The following is a 19,923-nucleotide window of genomic DNA, read 5'->3' on the forward strand; positions in this document are numbered from 1 at the left end:
GGATATACGATATAAGCAAGCCGCCAATGATCCCAAAAAACAGAACAGCGATCCTCCGATAACAGGAGAATCGCTGTTCTGTTGATTTTTATGGACTCTGAACTCTTACTTACAGCGCTAAATTACGATCAATGAGGGCGATGCGTTGCTGTACACAAGCATAAGAGCGAAGCGGGTCTTCTGGTGTGTTCAGTACATAATCTAACATTTGGTCAACGGTAGTTGTCGCTACATGGATGCGAGTGTCGGAGGAAGCGTAGTAGATATAAATCTCACCGTTATCGCGTGCAATCACACCATTACAGAATACGACGTTGGATACATCACCGACACGTTCCTCACCGTCTGGTGCGATGAAATGACCGCCTGGGGAATGGGTAACTTTGTTTGGCTCCTCCAAATCAGTTAAAAAGGCATAAAGCACGTATCTAAGCCCAGCAGCAGTGTTTCGCACACCATGAGCAATATGCAACCAGCCTTTTTCAGTTTTGATTGGAGCTGGACCTTGACCATTCTTAACTTCCTTGATGGTATGGTAATGGCGCTCATCCATGATGGTTTCACTCGTAATCACGGCAGCCTCAATTGAATCCGAGAGCCCCCAGCCAATTCCGCCACCGGAACCTGCATCAATAAAGCCATCCTGTGGGCGAGTGTAGAAGGCGTATTTTCCATCAACATATTCAGGATGGAGCACAACATTACGCTGCTGAGCTGACCCTGTTTGGAGATCGGCCAGACGTTCCCAGGTCTTCAGATCTTTTGTGCGAACAATACCACATTGGGCTACTGCGCTAGAAAGGTCACCGTGTGGGGCATCTGGATCTTTACGTTCTGTACAAAAAAGGCCATAAATCCAGCCATCTTCATGGCTTACAAGGCGCATGTCGTAAACGTTAATATCCGGAACATCTGTCTCGGGCAGCACGACTGGACGATCCCAGAAGCGGAAGCCATCCACACCATTATCACTTTCAGCTACAGCAAAAAAAGATTTACGGTCATTACCTTCCACGCGGGCAACAAGATAAAACTTACCGTTAAGTTCTATGGCACCAGGGTTGAAAACGCCGTTGACACCGATTCTTTCAGCGAAGTATGGATTGGTGTCAGGGTTGAAGTCGTAACGCCAGATTAGAGGAGCGTGCTCAGCGGTAAGCAGTGGATGAGTATAACGGTCATAAATACCGTTTCCATAAGGGAGCTTTTCATTGTTACGGGTGATCAGTGCCTCATAACGTTCTGTAAGTTGTTGTTTGCGTTCTTGAAATAATGATGACATTATACAGTCTCCTTTATAGTTGGTTTGATTCGTCCGATCATTTCAAAGCAGGCTCTGCTGTTATGATAAGGGCATTTCCAGGCACTAACCTTGGTTGCGTCAGGGAGAGGCAGATGCTTCTCGTCCACACCCCAGTACCATTCGCCTAATTTGTGATCCACCATATATTTATCAATAAAAGTCCAGGAGGCTTGGGCAGCCTCGTTAAATTTGCTGTTACCGGTCAGCTGATAAGCATTATAGAATCCGACAACCGCCTCCGCTTGCGGCCACCAATCTTTATCTTTGCTTAGCAATCCGCTCAGATCAGCTTCATTCCATATCCCGCCATCGGTATCTATACCTTCTGCAAGAACAGCTTCTGCCATGGAGATAGCGACAATTCGAACACGCTGTAGCAGCTTTTCTTCTCCAAGTATTTCTGCGGCTTCCACAAGCAGCCAGCTGCCTTCGATATCATGTCCATAGGAGATAATATCTGACTTAACATTCCAGGCCTCATCAAAGAAAAGATGAAAATGCTTGCCTTCGTTATCAATGATATGGTCCAGCATCGTTTCAATTAGCTCAGCCAGCGTGTTTTCCAGCTCCTCTGACTTCCATACTCGATAAAGTCCGGTATACGCTTCTAACACGTGTAGATGTGTGTTCATTGATTTTTTCTCATTCAAGTCCTTGCTGCTAAGGCTGAGGTTATCCGTGATTTGCCATTCCCGTGATAAAGCTTCAACATAACCTTTATAAATAGAATCATAGCCGTATTTCTCAACGAGCTGGAATATTTGAATGGCCTCATCTAATACCTCAGGCCGCCCAGTCGCGCGGTAGAATTCAGCCAATGCGTAGATAGCAAAAGCTTGGCCATAGATCTGTTTTTTCTCCTGTGAAGGTCTGCCCTCAGCATCCACCATCCAGTATAAACCGCCATATTCTTTATCGATGAAATGATCCATTAGATAGATATAAGCACGTTCTGCCATAACCAGATATTCTGTCTTGCCGTAGATTCGGTAAGCGCTCGCAAAGGACCAAAGAATACGTGCATTAAGCACAAGACTTTTCTCCGCGTCAGGTGTTATGTTTAGCTGATTGTCGATTTCACCAACAAAACCGCCATTGATTTCGTCCTTCGTCTGTTTCATCCAAAAACTAAGAATATTACCCTGTAGCTCATCCTCAAGCTGGGTCAACCATAATTCTGGTGAATTAATCATTGGTAAGTAGTCACTCCTCACATTACTTATTGATTTTCGAGGTGAAGTATTCTTTAATGATCCCAGCGGCTTGTTTGCCATACATACAATAATCATCATTGTGTTCTGCTTCATGAATTGGATAAAGATGAGTAGGCCAATCCCAAAGCATAAAGCCCTGAACCCAATCTCTGCGCTCACAGCCTTGAAACATTGCCTGATAGAATTTGCTTTGTTCTGCTTGACTTGGTTCACCCTTTAAGGTCCAATCATTAGGAATTGCCGCGCTCCCATTTCGGCTTGGGCAACCCGCCTCCATAAAAAAGAATGGCTTATTCTGCGATCTAACCACACTTTCAATCCGGTCGAGCTGAGCTTCCCAATCATTAGCTGGATAATATCCACTTGAAGAAATCACATCGAGCGCATCCCACCAGGTCACGTTATCCTCCTGATATTTATCGCAATTATAAGTGAGAATTCCTGAGTAAACCTTCCGAACCTCGGCAATAAGCGTGCGCCATTCGGCATCGCGTCTATCCGCTTGGACAAGCTCGCAGCCGATACAGAACATCTCACAACCCGATTCTTCAGCGATAGCAGCATAATGCAGAATAAATTTAGTATAAGAGCGGAACCATTCCGACCATTTAGGCTCACAAGGGACATCCTTATCGAAAAAGTTAATGTGAGCACGCCAAGTTCCGTCCGCACAATTAACAATCGGCTTAAGGCATACCTTAAGCTGCAGTGACTTTGCTTTACTAATGGCCTGTTTCACTTCATCGTCAGTAACGGTTGGAGCCTCCCAATAGGGGATTTCCGTAGAATGAGCGGTTGATTGAAGTGCACTAAGTGCAATGGCTGTCCAGTTCGCCCCGGTGACTGAAGACATGAGTTCCATCGAACGTTCCGCTTCTTCTGTTGTCCAAGAACCACGTGTACCCGAGAAGCCCCAGGTTATGCCTGCAATGTATTCGTTGTTAAATACCATCGAGAATCCCACCTTACATGAAAATAGAAAAGATAATTATTATGTTAATTTGTTATATAGTTATTATTAATTTGTTAGTTTATAATAACAACTTAATTCAGTTATATACTTTTTCGGAGATGATTTCAAGGACAATTTATAGTGGCGGCTGGGAAATTAGAATAACTTTCGTTATAGTAAATGCAAGACTATAAAAGAGCGAAATCGTACATTGACTTAAGACATAGGAAGAATTCTATTCGTGATGATGGTGCAATCATAATAACTGGCAGATACAGCTGGAGGGAAGTGCTCAAATGATAAATGTTATGATTGCGGACGACGAGGAGGTCATTCGCAGGGGGCTCGAAAAAATCACATCCAGGATGGAGCTGGACGTACATGTAATTGGATCCTACGGTAACGGGTTGGAGGCCTGGGAGCATATTGAAAAGTTATCCCGAGCGGAAATAGATCTGCTTATTACAGATATAAAAATGCCTAGAATGGACGGCTTTATGCTTATTGAACAGGTTAGAGGTTATATGGAGGATTTACCTATTGCCGTTCTTAGCGGTTTTAGTGAATTTGAATATGCCCGCCGAGCCATCCGTCATGGGGTGATAGATTATTTATTAAAACCTATTGATAAGACTCAGCTATATGAATTGCTCAAAAGAGTAGAGGATACAAAGAAAAAGAGCGTTAAAGACCAGGAGGAGATCATCTCCCAAGCGGCGGATGGTGGAGAGCATTACGTAGTTGAACAGACTAAAAGCATACTGGAGAGGGAGTATGATCAGAACTTCGAACTTGAGCGTTTGGCGGAGACCGTCGGTATGAATGCGAGCTACCTTAGCCGGTTATTCAAAATAAAGACGGGGCAAACCATCACCGAATATCTAATTCAAATTCGAATTACTAAGGCGAAAGAATTGCTGATCGAGCATCCCGACCTAAAAAATTATGAAATTGCCGATAAGGTTGGCTATAGTGATCCGGTTTATTTTAATAAATTGTTCAAGAAAATGTGTGGGATGACACCTAAGGATTACAAAAGTGGCTGTAAATTACCGAAAATGGAACGTGAGGTTTAGTCCTATATAGGAAGCTATTATTTAGGAGAGCGATAAGCTCTCTTTTTTTGTGGTTATTTTCAATAAATTAGATAATAAAAACACCATAACAAAAACAAAAATAACAAATACAAGACCAGAAAAAGCAATTCAAACCATCGTTTTGCGTGAAAAATAGATCTATAATGGGTTTGTAAGCGATATCATCACTTTTTTTCAAGAGTATTTCTGTTAGTTTGATAATGGTAATTACTCTGTTAAATTAATGGTGATGATAAAAGTTATTATTTTTGTTATTAAACCAAATTAGAGTTGAATGGAAGAGAGGGGTCGTAAAAGCATGAAAAAAGGAAAAACAATGATGGGCTTGATGGCACTGACACTTATGGCAGGATTGTTTAGCGGTTGTTCCTCAAACAACAACACCAACAATGAAGGCACTAAAAACACAGGAAGCAATGGATCCTCAACAGAGGCGACGGCAGCTCCGGCTGATGATGCAGCAGCCAAGGATATTAAAGGGGATATCACGGTTATTACGCAAAGAACGGATATTGTTGATACCGTATTCAAAGAGTATGCGGCTAAGTTCAATGAGAAATATCCTGATGTAAAGGTGAATTTTGAAGCGCTTGCTACTTATGAAGATCAAATTAAAATTCGCATGAGCACTAGTGACTATGGCGACGTTCTTTTGTTACCTACAAGCATAGCTATTAAAGATATTCCCGATTTCTTCGAACCACTGGGTACACTCGAAGATATGCAAAAACAATATACAGGGGTAGAAGAACGAGCAGTAGACGGAGTGGCTTACGGAATTCCAATGACCATCAACTTTAACGGTATTATTTACAACAAACAAGTCTTCAAGGATGCAGGGATTACAGAGGTTCCAAGAACTCCTGAACAATTCTTAACTGCTCTGCAATCTGTTAAAGACAAAACGAAAGCTGTGCCTCTGTATACAAACTATGCAGCTGGCTGGACATTGACCCAATGGGAAGCGGATCTGGCTACAGTAGCTGGTAACCGTGATTATGTGAACATTGGTCAAGTGGCTAGCGACGACAACTATGTTCCAGGTCAACCTCACTATGAGCTGTACAAAATCCTGTACGATGCAGCACAAAAAGGTTTGATTGAAGAAGATCCAACGACTACAGATTGGGAATCTTCTAAAGCGGATCTGGCTAACGGAAAAATCGGCACGATGGTTCTTGGATCTTGGGCAATCGGTCAAATCAAAGGTTTAGCAACGAATCCAGATGATGTTGGCTTCATGCCATTCCCTACGAATGCAGATAAAATCCTTGTACCGCTTGCTGGTGACTACAATCTGGGTGTCAGCGTTCATAGTAAAAACAAAGAAGCTGCTAGAGCTTGGGTGGATTGGTTCATTAACGAATCTGGCTACCCAACGACAGAAGGTGGCGGTATGAGCCCGGCTATCGGTGCTGAGCTTCCAGAAATTCTGAAACAATATGAAGGCACTGAAGTAACCTTTGATACACTTGCAGCTGCTAAAGCCGGTGAAGAAGGCTGGTCTGATGAAATCGACAAACAAGCCGAAATCGGTGCTTGGCAACCAGACTTCAAGAAACGTATTATTGAAGCCGCAATTGGCAACAGAAAAGAATCCTATGATGACATCATGAAGGACCTCAACGACAAGTGGAAAGCCGCTCGCACGAAAGTCACAGCACAGTAACAACTATAAGCTTTCTTAAATGCTTTAGGCGGTAGTGGAAGTGGAAGGGGATATGCGATCGGGCATTTCCCCCTTCACATTTAAACGAGTCATAAATAAATGAGGATGCTTTTCTGGAGGTGTATCGGGTGTTCAAGTTTTCGAATTTGAGTTACAAAAATCAACGTATTGCCATCATATGCTTGTTCTCATTAGTACCGATCGTATTGCTACTCACGTTTGCTTATTATCCAGTCATCAGTATGTTTCGGTACAGCTTCACCAGCTGGAATGGCCTAAGTAAAAATATGGAGTACGTTGGGTTAGAGAACTACAAAACCATTTTTACGAAACCGGAGTATTTTTCCGTATTTAAGGTCAGCTTGTATTATTTCTTTACCACCTTTATTCAGATGGCGCTTGCTTTGTATTTTGCAACCATTCTGAGCTTTAGTGTTCGCATGAAAAATTTATTCAAAGGGATCTTGTTCTTCCCAACCTTGCTAAACGGTGTAGCGATCGGCTTTATCTTTTTGTTCTTTTTCAAACCAGATGGAACGCTAGATACGATTCTTAACCTGCTCGGACTCAGCGGTTTACAGCAGAAGTGGCTGCTCAATCCGAATTTGATTAACTTCTCACTTGCAGGTGCGTCACTGTGGAGATACATGGGGATGAATTTCCTGATCTTCCTTGGGGCTATTTCCTCGATCGGTTCGGATATTTATGAAGCTGCTGAGATTGATGGTGCAAACCGATGGCATCAGTTTATGCATATTATTTTGCCAAGTATTAAGCGAATTCTGCAGTTGAACTTGATCTTAGCGGTTAGTGGCGCCATTGGGGTATTTGAAATTCCATACGTCATGACAGGCGGATCTAACGGAAGTAGCACATTTGTTATTCAGACGGTCGATGTAGCTTTTAAATATAGCAAAGTTGGATTAGCGTCAGCGATGGCCGTAGTTTTGCTGGGTATCGTTATAGTAGTTACTATTTTGCAGCGCGTTCTGATCAAGGAGGAGAAATAAACTATGCATTCTGTAAAATATACCACTGCTAGTATATTCAAATATCTCACCTTGATTTTGGGAGCACTTGCAGCGTTGATACCTATCGTAGTTGTATTTTTTGCTTCATTAAAAACAGGGCCAGAATACGCTTCAACCGGACCGTTAACGCTGCCAGAGAATTGGCTGAATTTCTCCAACTACACTAAGGCTTTTGTTGATGGGAAAATGCTTCTGGGATTTAAAAACACGGTCATTATCGTTGTGATCTCTATCCTGGGTGCAACGCTGACGGGTTCAATGATGGCTTATATTTTATCCCGCTTCAAATTTAAAGGCAGTAAAGTTCTCATCAGTATGTTTCTGATTGCTACTCTGATTCCGGGTGTTACTACGCAAGTAGCAACTTTCCAAATCATCAATCACTTGGGCTTGTTTAATACCAGATGGGCACCCATCGTGATGTACCTCGGTACGGATATTATCGCTGTATATATTTTCATGCAGTTCTTGGATTCGATTTCCGAGTCACTGGATGAATCCGCGATGCTGGACGGGGCTTCGTATTGGACGATTTATTGGAGAATTATTTTGCCGCTGCTGAAACCGGCGATTGTAACAGTAATTATTGTGAAGGGCGTAAATATTTATAACGATTTTTACACTCCTTTCCTTTATATGCCGAAAACAGATCTCCAAACGATCTCCACAGCGCTCTTTAAGTTTAAAGGTCCGTACGGATCACAGTGGGAAGTTATATGTGCGGCGATTATGATCGCAATTATCCCGACCTTGGTTGTGTTTACCGCGTTGCAAAAGTATATCTACAATGGATTTTCGCAAGGTTCCGTGAAGTAAGCTTAGTAGTAGATTTCATAACAGTACTAGATAAAATAGCAATCTAAAAAGTTGCATACATTTGGAGGGAATACTAATGAGTGAAGTGAAATTGGTAGGAGCAAGTGCAGTGAACATCCCGAACATGCCTTGGCAGGATAAGCCTGCGGGCTACGAGAACCCGATTTGGAGACATAATGATAACCCGGTTATCAAAAGAAATCCCGCAAAAGGTGTAGCCCGTATTTTTAATAGTGCGGTTGCTGCGTATGAAGGGAGTTTTATTGGAGTATTTCGTGTAGAAGATAACACGACTCGTCCGCATTTGCGTATGGGACATAGTGTTGATGGTCTAGATTGGAAAATCGATGATGAGCCGATCCGATTTATAGATGAAGAAGGTAACCCTTATCAGCCGCGGTATGCTTACGATCCACGTCTGGTTAAGGTCGAAGATACATTTTATATTATCTGGTGTACAGATTTTTACGGCGCAGCCATTGGTGTTGCCAAAACACAAGATTTCAAAACATTTATCAGCTTGGAAAATCCATTCCTGCCCTTCAACCGGAACGGCGTATTGTTCCCTAGAAAAATCAATAATAACTTCGTGATGTTGTCCCGTCCAAGTGACAGCGGACATACACCATTCGGCGATGTATTTCTTAGCGAAAGCCCTGACTTTGTTTATTGGGGTAAACACCGTCACGTGATGAGCAAAGGGGGGCAGGGCTGGTGGCAAAGTGTGAAGATTGGCGGCGGACCTGCACCGATTGAAACCTCTGAAGGCTGGTTGATGTTCTACCATGGCGTTACTGGAACTTGTAACGGACTTGTATATAGTATGGGTGCAGTTATTTTGGATATTAACGAGCCTTCGAAAGTCAAATATCGCTCGAAAAATTTTGTGCTAACTCCTGAAGAATGGTACGAGGAAAGAGGTTTTGTAAATAACGTTCTTTTCCCATGTGCTACTTTGCATGATGCAGAAACTGGACGTATCGCCATCTATTATGGCGCTGCTGATACTTATGTAGGCGTTGCATATACAACCGTTGATGAAATCGTCAACTATGTCATCGATACCCATGAAGAGGTTGGCGATGATGCGGGTTTAGGCAAAATTTAATAGGGTGAACAAGCTTTGGGGAACAACCTTAGATAGAGTGAAGTGGAGTAGATGCTTGGTGGTCGTGTAGCGTTCGAAAGAACTTTACAGCGTGCAGTGTAATGTGTTTTCTGTGCTGGGTTCTGCACGTTGCGCGCTTTGTGTTATGTGTTATGTAGCTTCGGCTTTTCATTGCATTCTCTGCAATAGAAACTCTCGATTTCGTCTGAAAAAAAGAATCTATTGCACTCTCTGCAATGGATTTCCGCAAAAATCAATTTTATGCTCATTTTCGTTCGAACTGATTGCGCAAAGTGCAATAGAACAAAGACGGACACTCATATGGAGAGATTCTATTGCACAAAGTGCAGCGCAAGAGCCACGAGTGAGTACTATGAGCTCATTCATGAGACGCCAGTATGTCTAGGCTAAAGCCGCAGTTGCACAAAGTGCACTTAAACTAACCTGTTTGGTGGTGTTTAGTGTAAATAGTTGCACATTGTACACTTATTTCAGGCGATTTTGCCCCGGAAACCCCGCTGTGAGCAATTTTAGTTGTATAGAGTGCAATTAAATGAACAACACAACTTACTTAGCTGTAATAGTTGCACAAAGTGCAACTAGCGAGCTCTTGTTATTAGTAGAAGCTAACGGAAAATCCACATATGCGGGTTTTCCGTTTCCATTGTTTTTAAGTGAAAAAACCTTAAGGAGGACTTTAATATGGGAAACGACATGACATTGTCACAATTAAAAGAATATAACGGAAGCAGCCCAAAGCCGATCGACTTTGACGCGTTTTGGGAGCGGGCTTTGCGTGATCTGGACGCCCAGTCACTAGATTATGAACTAGAGCCTGCGGAGTTCGTCAGTGAGCTGGCGGAATGTTTTCATCTTTATTTTACCGGCGTTGGCGGAGCAAGAATTCATTGTAAATATGTAAGACCGAAGAAAAGGAGTTCAGAAAAAAGTTCTGGTGTCGTGATGTTTCATGGATATTCCTGTGACAGCGGGGATTGGATGGAGAAGGTGACTTATGCGGCCCATGGGATTAGTGTCCTTGCGATGGATTGCCGGGGACAAGGCGGACTTTCCGAGGATAATCTTACAGTAAAAGGCACAACCATTCGTGGACATATTATTCGCGGCATTGACGATCCTAATCCGCACAACCTTTACTATCGTAATGTGTTTCTGGATACAGCACAGACTGCTCGAATATTGATGTCTATGGAGGAAGTTGATCCTGCACGAGTAGGTGCTTTTGGTTTATCTCAAGGCGGAGCGCTTACTGTAGCTTGTGCAGCATTAGAGCCGCGTGTGAGCATGGCCGTTCCTGTGTATCCGTTTCTTTCAGATTATAGACGGGCTTGGAAGCTTGATATCACTACGTCAGCTTATGAGGAAATTAACTATTATTTCCGCTTTTTTGATCCCCATCATTTACGTGAGGACGAGATTTTTAATAGACTGGGTTACATCGATATTCAGAATCTCGCGGAGCGAATTCAAGCTAAAATGTTGTGGGTTACAGGGTTATCCGATGTGATTTGTCCACCTTCAACGCAGTTTGCCGCATACAACAAAGTACTAGCGCCCAAAGAGCTTATGGTTTATTATGAGTACGGTCATGAGTATTTGCCATATCTTTCCGATCGGGTGTTACAAATGTTCATGACCTTGTAAACGATAAGCCAGTAGGCATAACAGACGACAACGGTGGTGAATGATTAGATGAAAGTACAAGTGAAAAAAGAAAAAAGACGATTCCAGCTGCATCCATCCAAATCCATTGGGGTGCGGCTTTTTCTCATCTTCTTTGTTTCGACGATGGTGCTCGTGCTCTCTCTCGGCTACACTTCCTATTCCGTAGCTGAGCATACGATCGAGACGAATGCGCTGTCAGCCAATCAACAGACAGTCGTTCAAACCGCTGAGAAGTTTGATGTGGAATTGTTACGTTATGAGGATGGTCTAGGAAGAATCTTGTATGACAATGAAATTCAAAATGCACTCAATCAAGGGAATAATCCCACTACAAGTAATGAGGAACGTAAGGTACTATCTAACCAGATTAGTGCGCAGCTAAATGATTGGCTCACGGCATCAAACGGTGTGGAGGCCGTATACCTTATTCCGATGAATGAAGGTTTTCCAATTTCTTCGGCAGGGACAAAAGATAGCGCTTTTATTGAGAGTTTCAGAGAATCCTCATGGTTTAAGCAGCTACAGGAGAAGCCACAGAGTGTATGGATTCCACGTGAATTACAGGGCCAGGAAGGAAATACGTCAGGTGTTTTCCATTTGGCCAAATCGATTGCCGGTGATTCTAAAAGCAAGGGATACATAGTTATTAACGATATTAGAATTAGCGAATTAGAAAATCAGCTTCGTAAAGTGGATCTTGGAACAAGCTCCTACATGCAATTGCTGACGAATAAGGATGAATTGATTGCCTCCTCCCAGCAAGTGGGGACAGATACATATCTGAATTTGGGAGGGACGCTTCTGGGTGGTCTGCAGAATACAGCAGGCTCATTGCCAACAAAGGATGAAAAGGGAAAATCTATATTAGCTGTATACGGAACACTAGAAACCTCGGGATGGAGATTACTTGGTGTTGTACCGGCTGAGAACTTGACGAAAGACGCGCTGCGTATTCTCAAGACTACTTATATTATTGTTGCTGTAGCTGCTGTTATCGCCATTCTGATTGGATATTGGATGTTCAGAATGGTATCTCGGCCCCTGACCAGACTTAAGAATTTGATGTCAGAGGGAGCTGAAGGGAATCTAGGGGTGCGTACGAATATCACCTCACGTGATGAGATCGGTCAGTTATCCAGCTCTTTTAACATGATGATGGAACGGATAACAGAGCTGGTTATTCATACGAATGAAACCGCCCGGAAGGTACTGGAAACCGCCGATGAGCTTAGCGGTGTTTCGCGTAAGACTGCTGATGCAGCTATGGATATTGCTGCGGCCACGGAAGAAATTGCGGGTGGTGCAGGTAGTCTGGCCTTGGAAGCTGATCGTGGCAATGAGTTGACAGGACAAATTTCGGTACAGATGGATTTAGTTAATTCAGCTACTCACGAGATGGATCACACCGCACACAGCATCGGCGAACTCAGTGAGGAAGGCTTCAACAGGTTGAAAGAATTACTTAATGAGACAAATAGGACGGGCCTGAAGACGAATCAGCTTGTGATGAAGGTTAACGAGCTGACAGAAACGGCATCTTCCGTTATGAAGGTTCTTAATGTCATGCAAAATATTACACAGCAGACGAATATCTTGTCACTGAATGCCACCATTGAAGCAGCAAGAGCAGGCGAGGCTGGACGCGGATTCATGGTGGTAGCCGATGAAATACGCCAGCTTGCAGATCAATCGAAAGAGTCTATTGCTGTTGTGGCTGAAATAACAGATACCGTTATGAGAGATATGAACGAGACGGTTGTGGTCCTTTCAGAAGTTGCACCGCTCTTTAATCAGCAAATGACTTCCGTGCAGAGCACTAGCGATATTTTCGTATCTGTGCAGGATCAAATGCAGCATTTTATCGCTCGTCTGAATGCTGTAACTGTGTCGATGGACAGCCTGAGTCAATCGCAAAAGGTTCTATCCGATTCGATGAGTAACGTAAGCTCTATAGCTGAGGAATCATCAGCTGCCTCTCAAGAAGTTGCCTCGCTTAGTGGAGAGCAACAAAGTGTAAGTGATCATTTGGTAGAGCTTTCTTTGAAGCTGGAGGATGCATCTTTACAGTTAAAGGAGAAGTTATCGAAATTCAGCGTATAGGATAGCCGTAACAGAATACTAAATTAAAGAACCGCTTATTCCTTTAGGAGAAGCGGTTCTTTGATTTTTACTTTTAATTTAAATATTTTTTTGATTGTGATGTTGTAATGAACATTTTATGGCGATTCTAATGGATGTAGATAGGACATAATAGGTGTGGATTCTGCTCAGGAGGGAAGACATTGCGTAATAACAAACATCGGCGTGTATTCAGCGGTCTTCTTATTTTATCTGCGGCTGTAGCCGTGTTGATCCTTAGGCTGGCGTGGGTTCAACTAATTATGAAGGAACAGAAGGTTCCTGGAACAAAATATACCCTTGCGAAGATGGCGGAAATTCAAAGTGAACGGGAAACTGTACTGGACAGCGGTCGGGGACGTCTGTATGACCGCAAGAATGAGCTTCTTGCGGGGGAAACCATTTGGACGGCGGCTTTTTTTCCACAAGAGGAGATGGCTAAGAAATCAGTGACGAAGGTTGTTTACGAAGAAGCTAAACCCATGCACCGACTGGCGGAGATTCTGGGTGTCAGCTATGAACAACTGTTGAATAAGCGGTCGTCACTTAAGGAACCTTTGCTATGGCCATCTTCAGTGGGAAAAGGGCCACTCGCGTTGTCTCAGGCACAGGCAGAAGAAGTGAGTGCACTGGGGATCGACGGAGTAGGCGTGCTCCCTTTCGCACGCAGATATGATGGAATTTCTTCAGGTCGGCAATGGCTAGGCTATTTATCGGAAGCCACCATGCATAAAGCTTCTCCTACGGGTCTTAGAGTTCCTATGACGGGAACGGACGGTTTAGAGAAGACATTAGAGCCTTTGCTTCAAGGGGTAGGTCACACGGAAGCATTTGTTCAAGTGGATGCGCGTGGGAATCGCCTTCCAGGCAGTCCCATTCAAGTTAAAGCTCCGGGCAATCCATATTTCCCTCTTTCTTTATATACAACGGTTGATAAGAAGCTTCAGGAGGGAATTGAGGAGCTTGCGCTCAAATCCGGAATGAAGGAAGGAGCCATAGTGGTGTTAGATACCGGGACGGGCGATATTGAAGCCATGGTATCTTTACCCTTCTATAATCCAGAGAAGGTATCTCCGCAAGGAGGGGAATGGAACAATCGGGCACTCCAGGCTGCCGTTCCTGGATCGATCTTCAAAATCGTTACAGCCGCCGCGGCGTTAGAAGCAGGTATAACCTCCGCTGATGAGCTTTTTTATTGTTCAGGGCAATACGAGAAATATGGTTTGTCTTGTATGACAGGAAAAGGACACGGCCCCCTTACGCTGGTGCAAGGATTCGCCGTGTCCTGTAATACTGTATTTGCTGCTCTGGCAGAGCGCTTAAGCGGTATCCAGCTTCAATCGACTGCACTGGCGCTAGGACTCGGTAGAGATATCAGCTGGCAAGCCGAGAAGACGCTTGGGTTTCCAATTCTAAAACCACTATCCGGAGAGCAAAAGGGAACCATCTTTACTACCTTACTGCCGGATGACAAGGGAGCCAGGGTGCAGACTGCAATTGGACAGCGAGATGTACAAGTAACCCCTCTACAAGCAGCTAATCTTATTGTAACGCTACTGCATGGAGGTGAAGTAAGGGCGCCAAGGATTCTGCAGCGAGTCACATTTGCCAACGGGCAGAAGCTGGAGGATCTGCCGGGACATCTGTCCCCTTCTTCTGCAGGGAGGATTTCTGAGTCTACAGCCCGCCAGTTACTGTCTATGATGCGCAAAGTTGTGACTGATGGAACGGGAGCCCGTCTACAAAGCACACACTGGCCTCTTGCAGGTAAATCAGGGACAGCACAGACGCTGGTTAAGGGCGTAGCACGCAATAATCAATGGTTTATCGGCTACGGTCCGGTGGATCACCCAAGATATGCTGTATCAGTTGCTGTAGAGAATGTCGCTCCCGATAGTCCGCATCTTGCCATTAAGCTGTTCGGTCAGATATTTGATTTATTATCATCTTCTACAGAAGCTTGAGGCTCCGGAGGAGTAGCAGTGGCCTTGCCCTTAGATGAAGGGCCATTTGCAGCAAAGGGCGAAACGATAAACTCCTCTTGAGGCAAATAGATCCAGCTCTGAAGATATCCTTGTTGAATTAGTTCTTTGATCAGAATAAGCAGAATCGGCGACAGGATCAGACCGGCCATACCGAAAGCGGATGTGGACAGAATGACGAAGGACAGCATCAGAAAAGCAGATGATACGCCGATCGAATTCCCGGTAATCTTCGGTTCAAGCAGTTGTCTTACAATCAATACAATCGCCAGGAGTACGATTAAACCGATGGCTAAAGAGGTATTACCAACAATAAACAGGTAGATGATCCAAGGGACTAAAATCGTCGTTACACCAAGGAGCGGTAAGACATCAAATACAGCACAGATAAGCGCCATAGTGATTTCGTTACCGGTCCTTAGTATGAATAAGCCAACCAGTACGATAACAAAGGTAATGCTAATAAGAATAAGCTGGGCTTTTAAATAAGAGCCGATGGCTTTGAAGACGTTGCCCTGCAAAAAGGCATAAGCAGTTTTAAATGTTTTTGGCATTTTGTCATGGGCAACCTTGCGCCAATCTTTAATCTCCATACTAAGGAAAAATGCTAAAATAATAGCGATCCCAAAATTAGCCATGAAGGAGGAGAAGGATCCGAGCACACCGACCATATACTTTAGAAAAGTAACAAGCCAATGTGTAAGGACATTCGTGGCATCTTTAAAGTATCCATTTACTTTGTCGGTAATATCCGGCGGCAAATTATTGATTTTTTGCTGAAGATAGGTTGTGGATTCTACGAAATGTTGTTGTACCACATATGTATATTTAGGAAGGTTTTCTTGAAAGTGAAGAGCTTGGATGGTGACCAATAGTCCAGCGCCAAATAACGTACCTAGAAGAATGATTAGGAATAGCAGCACTGAGATCGCCGAAGCGAAGGGTTTGGCAAGTCCGCGCCGGTTCAAGAAACGGGCAAGTGGTTCAATAAGCAAAAATACAAAAAAAGATAGGAATACAGGTGCAGCTAACTGATACAATTTACTGAAGGCGAACATAACCAGATAGACCGTGAGGACAATTAATCCAATGTCGAAGAACGTGCGCCAATATTTTTTGTACAACGGCAGCATAGATATAAACAACTCCCTTTTTAATTAAGTTGATAGGTCAGCTTGAATACATTGTACATGATTTTACGTAAAAACCGTCTATTTCTTTGATACATGTGTTAAAATAGGGGGTAACGTATTTTTTAACTAACTTCACTTGGCCGTATCACAGGTTCTGCTTGCAGACGTAAGGCGAGCCAAAGTCAACTCTGGAAAAGCGAGGAATTCATATGCAGACTTTGCTGCTCTGGTTATTTTATATCTCCACTTTTTATGCTTTTATCCCTGGTATGATTAGTCGCATTTTTGGTTTTCGTGTCTTTCGTAAAGGAACTGGGCAAAATGAGTTTGCGTTGACCTTTGATGATGGGCCTGACCCTCGGTTTACGCCGTTACTTCTGGATTTATTGAAGAAGTACGATGCAAAAGCTACCTTTTTTGTAGTAGGATCTAACGCTGAACGTTATCCGGATCTTATTAGGCGGATACATGGAGAGGGACATCTTATTGGAATTCATAATTATGTTCACAAGACGAACTGGCTCATGCGGCCCGCAACCGTTCGTCGGCAGATTCAGCGCACGAATGATATTATCTACAACATAATAGGCGAGCGTAGTACTTATTACCGTCCACCTTGGGGGATTGTTAATTTATTCGATATTTCCAAACGTCGCCAAGTTGAAATTGTTCTATGGTCGGTAATGTTTGGAGATTGGCGTGAGAAGCTTGGTGCGCAGCGTCTCACTGAGAAGATGCTGGCGCGATTGAACCCCGGTGAAGTGATGCTGCTGCATGATAGTGGCACAACATTAGGTGCCGATCCGGGCGCACCCGAGAATATGCTTATAGCTCTTGAACTGACGCTGCAGGAGGCCCAAAAAAGAGGATTGCGCAGTATTCGAGTGGACGACATGATCAAAATGGCGGAGAAATCACCGATTCGGCGGTTATCCTTTAGTAAAAGAGTACTGGTCGGACTCTGGTTGGCTTGGGAGCAGGTATTCCAAGTATTGTTCCAGCTCAAGACGATTAACCCGGCCGATCCGTTCATGCATTATCGAATGCGTAAATATCAGGGAGAGCCTGTTGAACTTGGTGATGGAACCTTGCTGAGTAAAGGTGATAAAGTCATTGAGCTGCATATTGATAACAGGCAATTATTCGAGTTAGGTATTCATTCTCGTTCTTCTGCTCAACTTGCGATTCGAATGATCCGCAGAATGGAGAAAGGGTTGCCAATGCTAGCAGAAGTTATTGCCGATGATGTAAACCTCGCGCAAGCCAAAGCACTTTATGGTGTTAGTATGATTAACCGTGGGCCAGAGAAATTCGGTTTTAGCGTACATGATTTGCCCGATGGCATATTCGCACGCTCCACCAAGTTTTACTTAAAGATCCTGTTAAGTGTAATTCATCCAGATGGTGGTGCTAGGCTCAAGGAGCGTAGTGAGGTACTTGTACCGAAGCTAATCCTGATGCCTGTCTCAGAATTATTCAAGAAGATGAATAAGCAACTGCCTCATGATGAAAGGTCGGTAAGGAAACGTAAACCACAGCAAGAGGAAGCATTGTCGCTTAACGATTCACTCACAGAAGTGGAATTACCAGGAGCAACAGTAACGAATTGATTCATGATATTATTTAGACTTATAATGAGCCGTAATATAGATGCCTCACAAACCAGCAATGGATTGTGGGGCATTTTTTCTTGTGTCCAATAAAAAAGAGCAGTCCGACCATAGATTATCTAAGGTAGACTGCTCTTGTATGCAAGGAACAACTAGAATTCGGGTTTGCTAATTAAATCTTCAGGACTGCACCGTTACTTGCGTTGGTAACCATTTTGGAATAGCGAGCCAGGTAACCAGTCTTAACTTTAGGCTCAAACTCTTTCCAGCCGGTACGGCGAACCGCCAAAACTTCTTCTTCAACCAGCAATTCAATCTTACGGTTGTTGAGATCCAGTTCAATGATGTCTCCATCCTCAACAAAAGCGATTGGACCGCCTTCTGCAGCTTCTGGAGAGATATGACCGATGCTAATTCCGCGGGAAGCCCCCGAGAAACGTCCGTCTGTAATCAGACCGACCTTAGCACCAAGACCCATCCCCACGATTAGCGAAGTAGGAGCTAGCATTTCCGGCATACCCGGTCCACCCTTTGGACCCTCATAACGAATAACGACTACATGACCTTCTTTAACCTTACCGTTAGCGATACCTTCGAGTGCGGATTCTTGGGAATCAAAGCAGATCGCAGGACCTTTGTGATATCCACCAACAGAAGCATCAACTGCACCTACTTTAATGATGGAACCTTCTGGAGCCAGGTTGCCGTATAGGACGGCGAGACCGCCTCTTTCGGAGTAAGGATTATCGATCTTATGAATGACGGAAGTATCTTGGATTTCATGACCGATTACGTTCTCGGCTAATGTTTTGCCGGTAACTGTCATGCAGTCTCCGTAAAGAGCACCTGGTTTCTTCAGCAATTCATTCAAGACGGCACTAACGCCGCCTGCGCGGTCCACATCTTCAATGAAAATATCGGATGCTGGAGCCAGCTTCGCCAAATAAGGAACCCGGTTAGCCACTTCGTTAATGCGTTCAAGCGGATAATCGATACCAGCTTCTTGAGCCAGGGCAAGGGTGTGCAGTACTGTGTTAGTAGAACCGCCCATTGCCATATCCAGTGCAAACGCGTTATCGAGTGATTCTTTAGTTACGATATCTCTTGGTTTAAGGTCCAACTTAATCAATTCCATCAGTTGAGTAGCAGATCTGCGTACAAATTCTCTGCGTTCATCGGCTACAGCTAGGATGGTACCATTACCTGGCAATGCCAGTCCAAGTGCCTCTGCAAGGCAGTTCATGGAGTTGGCAGTGAACATTCCTGAACAAGATCCGCAGGTAGGACAACCGAATTGTTCTAATTCAAGTAACTCAGCATCATTGATTTTTCCAACTTGATGAGCACCTACGCCCTCGAATACGGAGGTAAGGGAGAGTTTTTTACCTTTACTGTCTACGCCGGCTTTCATTGGACCGCCACTTACGAACATGGTCGGGATGTTGACACGCAATGCGCCCATCATCATGCCTGGTGTGATTTTATCGCAGTTAGGGATGCAGACCATGCCATCGAACCAATGCGCAGAAACGACAGTTTCCAAGGAGTCAGCGATGATCTCACGGCTTGGCAGGGAATAACGCATACCGATATGTCCCATTGCGATACCGTCATCAACACCGATCGTATTGAATTCGAAAGGAACGCCGCCAGCTTCACGAATCGCTTCCTTAACAATCTTACCGAACTCTTGAAGATGCACATGACCTGGAACAATATCAATATAGGAATTGCAGACCGCAATAAACGGCTTTCCGAAATCTTCTTCTTTTACTCCGGCTGCACGCAGGAGACTACGGTGTGGAGCACGGTCAAAGCCTTTTTTAATCATGTCTGAACGCATTTTCTTGGCTGCCATAATGACATTCCCCCCTAAATGAATTTCAATCAAATATAGTGTCGCATTAACGCAATGAACTCCAAAGACCTGCGTATATACGGTTTATAGAAAGAACGGGGACCTGCTTCCTGAATTAGAAAAGCGATGCCGTTTCTATAAAAAAAGCCGCTGTTTTGGTATAAACAGTTACCGCCTAAAATGAACGGAGAAGTCATTGTTATTAGTGAGTCTATCACAAAGAGCACGTTTTTTCTACCGGACAATGTGAGATTTGTCGATTGACGAAGAGCGTGGGAAGTGAAGGAAAAGCCCATTTTCGTAAGGAAAGTGCTTTATTTGGAAATAGATCAGGGTTCTGATGGAT

The 19,923-nt window shown here is 43.9% G+C and carries 14 protein-coding genes; 9 read left to right on the plus strand and 5 right to left on the minus strand.

All coding sequences use genetic code 11. The annotated features are described in order from the left end of the window. Window positions 1-109: 109 nt before the first annotated feature. The 3 genes from CA600_RS13080 to CA600_RS13090 are packed head-to-tail and all read right to left on the minus strand — an operon-like array spanning window position 110 to window position 3,469. The gene (locus CA600_RS13080) at window positions 110-1,282 is read right to left on the minus strand and encodes a glycoside hydrolase family 130 protein (RefSeq protein WP_094870574.1); all 1,173 of its coding nucleotides are present in this window, start codon (window positions 1,280-1,282) and stop codon (window positions 110-112) included. Next, window positions 1,282-2,496 carry an AGE family epimerase/isomerase gene (locus CA600_RS13085; protein ID WP_094870575.1) on the minus strand — a complete coding sequence of 405 codons (1,215 nt, stop codon included), beginning with the start codon at window positions 2,494-2,496 and terminating at the stop codon, window positions 1,282-1,284. Before CA600_RS13085 ends, CA600_RS13080 begins: the two co-directional genes overlap by 1 nt. A gap of 22 nt (window positions 2,497-2,518) precedes the next feature. Further along, window positions 2,519-3,469 (minus strand): glycoside hydrolase family 113, encoded by a 951-nt coding sequence (locus CA600_RS13090; protein WP_094870576.1) that lies wholly within the window; start codon window positions 3,467-3,469, stop codon window positions 2,519-2,521. 296 nt (window positions 3,470-3,765) lie between these two features. On the opposite strand from CA600_RS13090, the gene CA600_RS13095 reads away from it, so the two are divergent. The 8 genes from CA600_RS13095 to CA600_RS13130 all read left to right on the plus strand — a co-directional run bounded on the left by CA600_RS13095 (window position 3,766) and on the right by CA600_RS13130 (window position 14,958). Next, on the plus strand, window positions 3,766-4,545 hold the full coding sequence (locus CA600_RS13095; RefSeq protein WP_094870577.1) for a response regulator transcription factor: 780 nt from the start codon (window positions 3,766-3,768) through the stop codon (window positions 4,543-4,545). Between the two features lie 319 nt (window positions 4,546-4,864). Then, window positions 4,865-6,235, plus strand: coding sequence for an ABC transporter substrate-binding protein (locus CA600_RS13100; RefSeq protein WP_094870578.1), 1,371 nt, complete (start codon window positions 4,865-4,867; stop codon window positions 6,233-6,235). Window positions 6,236-6,363: 128 nt separating this feature from the next. Beyond that, complete coding sequence (locus CA600_RS13105) at window positions 6,364-7,245, plus strand: carbohydrate ABC transporter permease (protein ID WP_042186108.1); 882 nt, start codon at window positions 6,364-6,366, stop codon at window positions 7,243-7,245. A gap of 3 nt (window positions 7,246-7,248) precedes the next feature. Then, window positions 7,249-8,082, plus strand: coding sequence for a carbohydrate ABC transporter permease (locus CA600_RS13110; RefSeq protein ID WP_042186110.1), 834 nt, complete (start codon window positions 7,249-7,251; stop codon window positions 8,080-8,082). A 76-nt stretch (window positions 8,083-8,158) separates the two neighbouring features. Beyond that, window positions 8,159-9,190, plus strand: a complete 1,032-nt coding sequence (locus CA600_RS13115; protein WP_094870579.1) for a glycoside hydrolase family 130 protein — start codon at window positions 8,159-8,161, stop codon at window positions 9,188-9,190. Between the two features lie 702 nt (window positions 9,191-9,892). Then, window positions 9,893-10,855, plus strand: a complete 963-nt coding sequence (locus CA600_RS13120; RefSeq protein ID WP_094870580.1) for an acetylxylan esterase — start codon at window positions 9,893-9,895, stop codon at window positions 10,853-10,855. Between the two features lie 48 nt (window positions 10,856-10,903). Then, window positions 10,904-12,976, plus strand: a complete 2,073-nt coding sequence (locus CA600_RS13125; protein WP_094870581.1) for a methyl-accepting chemotaxis protein — start codon at window positions 10,904-10,906, stop codon at window positions 12,974-12,976. Window positions 12,977-13,158: 182 nt separating this feature from the next. Beyond that, window positions 13,159-14,958: a peptidoglycan D,D-transpeptidase FtsI family protein gene (locus tag CA600_RS13130; protein WP_094870582.1), complete on the plus strand. Its 1,800-nt coding sequence runs from the start codon at window positions 13,159-13,161 to the stop codon at window positions 14,956-14,958. Here the strand turns inward: CA600_RS13130 and CA600_RS13135 are convergent. After that, the gene (locus tag CA600_RS13135) at window positions 14,919-16,109 is read right to left on the minus strand and encodes an AI-2E family transporter (protein ID WP_094870583.1); all 1,191 of its coding nucleotides are present in this window, start codon (window positions 16,107-16,109) and stop codon (window positions 14,919-14,921) included. The genes CA600_RS13130 and CA600_RS13135 overlap by 40 nt on opposite strands. Before the next feature lie 209 nt (window positions 16,110-16,318). On the opposite strand from CA600_RS13135, the gene CA600_RS13140 reads away from it, so the two are divergent. Continuing rightward, complete coding sequence (locus tag CA600_RS13140) at window positions 16,319-17,719, plus strand: polysaccharide deacetylase family protein (protein ID WP_094870584.1); 1,401 nt, start codon at window positions 16,319-16,321, stop codon at window positions 17,717-17,719. A gap of 172 nt (window positions 17,720-17,891) precedes the next feature. On the opposite strand, the gene ilvD is transcribed toward CA600_RS13140, so the two are convergent. After that, the gene (ilvD, locus tag CA600_RS13145; protein WP_094870585.1) at window positions 17,892-19,577 is read right to left on the minus strand and encodes a dihydroxy-acid dehydratase; all 1,686 of its coding nucleotides are present in this window, start codon (window positions 19,575-19,577) and stop codon (window positions 17,892-17,894) included. Window positions 19,578-19,923: the final 346 nt, after the last annotated feature.

The sequence above is a fragment of the Paenibacillus sp. VTT E-133280 genome, assembly GCF_002264385.1.
Taxonomy (GTDB): domain Bacteria; phylum Bacillota; class Bacilli; order Paenibacillales; family Paenibacillaceae; genus Paenibacillus_AQ; species Paenibacillus_AQ nitricinens.

What these genes read in the sequence shown, in the direction of transcription:
- CA600_RS13080 (WP_094870574.1), bottom strand. Translation starts at nt 1,282, where the DNA reads ATGTCATCATTATTTCAAGAACGCAAACAACAACTTACAGAACGTTAT.
- CA600_RS13085 (WP_094870575.1), bottom strand. Translation starts at nt 2,496, where the DNA reads ATGATTAATTCACCAGAATTATGGTTGACCCAGCTTGAGGATGAGCTA.
- CA600_RS13090 (WP_094870576.1), bottom strand. Translation starts at nt 3,469, where the DNA reads ATGGTATTTAACAACGAATACATTGCAGGCATAACCTGGGGCTTCTCG.
- CA600_RS13095 (WP_094870577.1), top strand. Translation starts at nt 3,766, where the DNA reads ATGATAAATGTTATGATTGCGGACGACGAGGAGGTCATTCGCAGGGGG.
- CA600_RS13100 (WP_094870578.1), top strand. Translation starts at nt 4,865, where the DNA reads ATGAAAAAAGGAAAAACAATGATGGGCTTGATGGCACTGACACTTATG.
- CA600_RS13110 (WP_042186110.1), top strand. Translation starts at nt 7,249, where the DNA reads ATGCATTCTGTAAAATATACCACTGCTAGTATATTCAAATATCTCACC.
- CA600_RS13115 (WP_094870579.1), top strand. Translation starts at nt 8,159, where the DNA reads ATGAGTGAAGTGAAATTGGTAGGAGCAAGTGCAGTGAACATCCCGAAC.
- CA600_RS13120 (WP_094870580.1), top strand. Translation starts at nt 9,893, where the DNA reads ATGGGAAACGACATGACATTGTCACAATTAAAAGAATATAACGGAAGC.
- CA600_RS13125 (WP_094870581.1), top strand. Translation starts at nt 10,904, where the DNA reads ATGAAAGTACAAGTGAAAAAAGAAAAAAGACGATTCCAGCTGCATCCA.
- CA600_RS13135 (WP_094870583.1), bottom strand. Translation starts at nt 16,109, where the DNA reads ATGCTGCCGTTGTACAAAAAATATTGGCGCACGTTCTTCGACATTGGA.
- CA600_RS13140 (WP_094870584.1), top strand. Translation starts at nt 16,319, where the DNA reads ATGCAGACTTTGCTGCTCTGGTTATTTTATATCTCCACTTTTTATGCT.
- ilvD (WP_094870585.1), bottom strand. Translation starts at nt 19,577, where the DNA reads ATGGCAGCCAAGAAAATGCGTTCAGACATGATTAAAAAAGGCTTTGAC.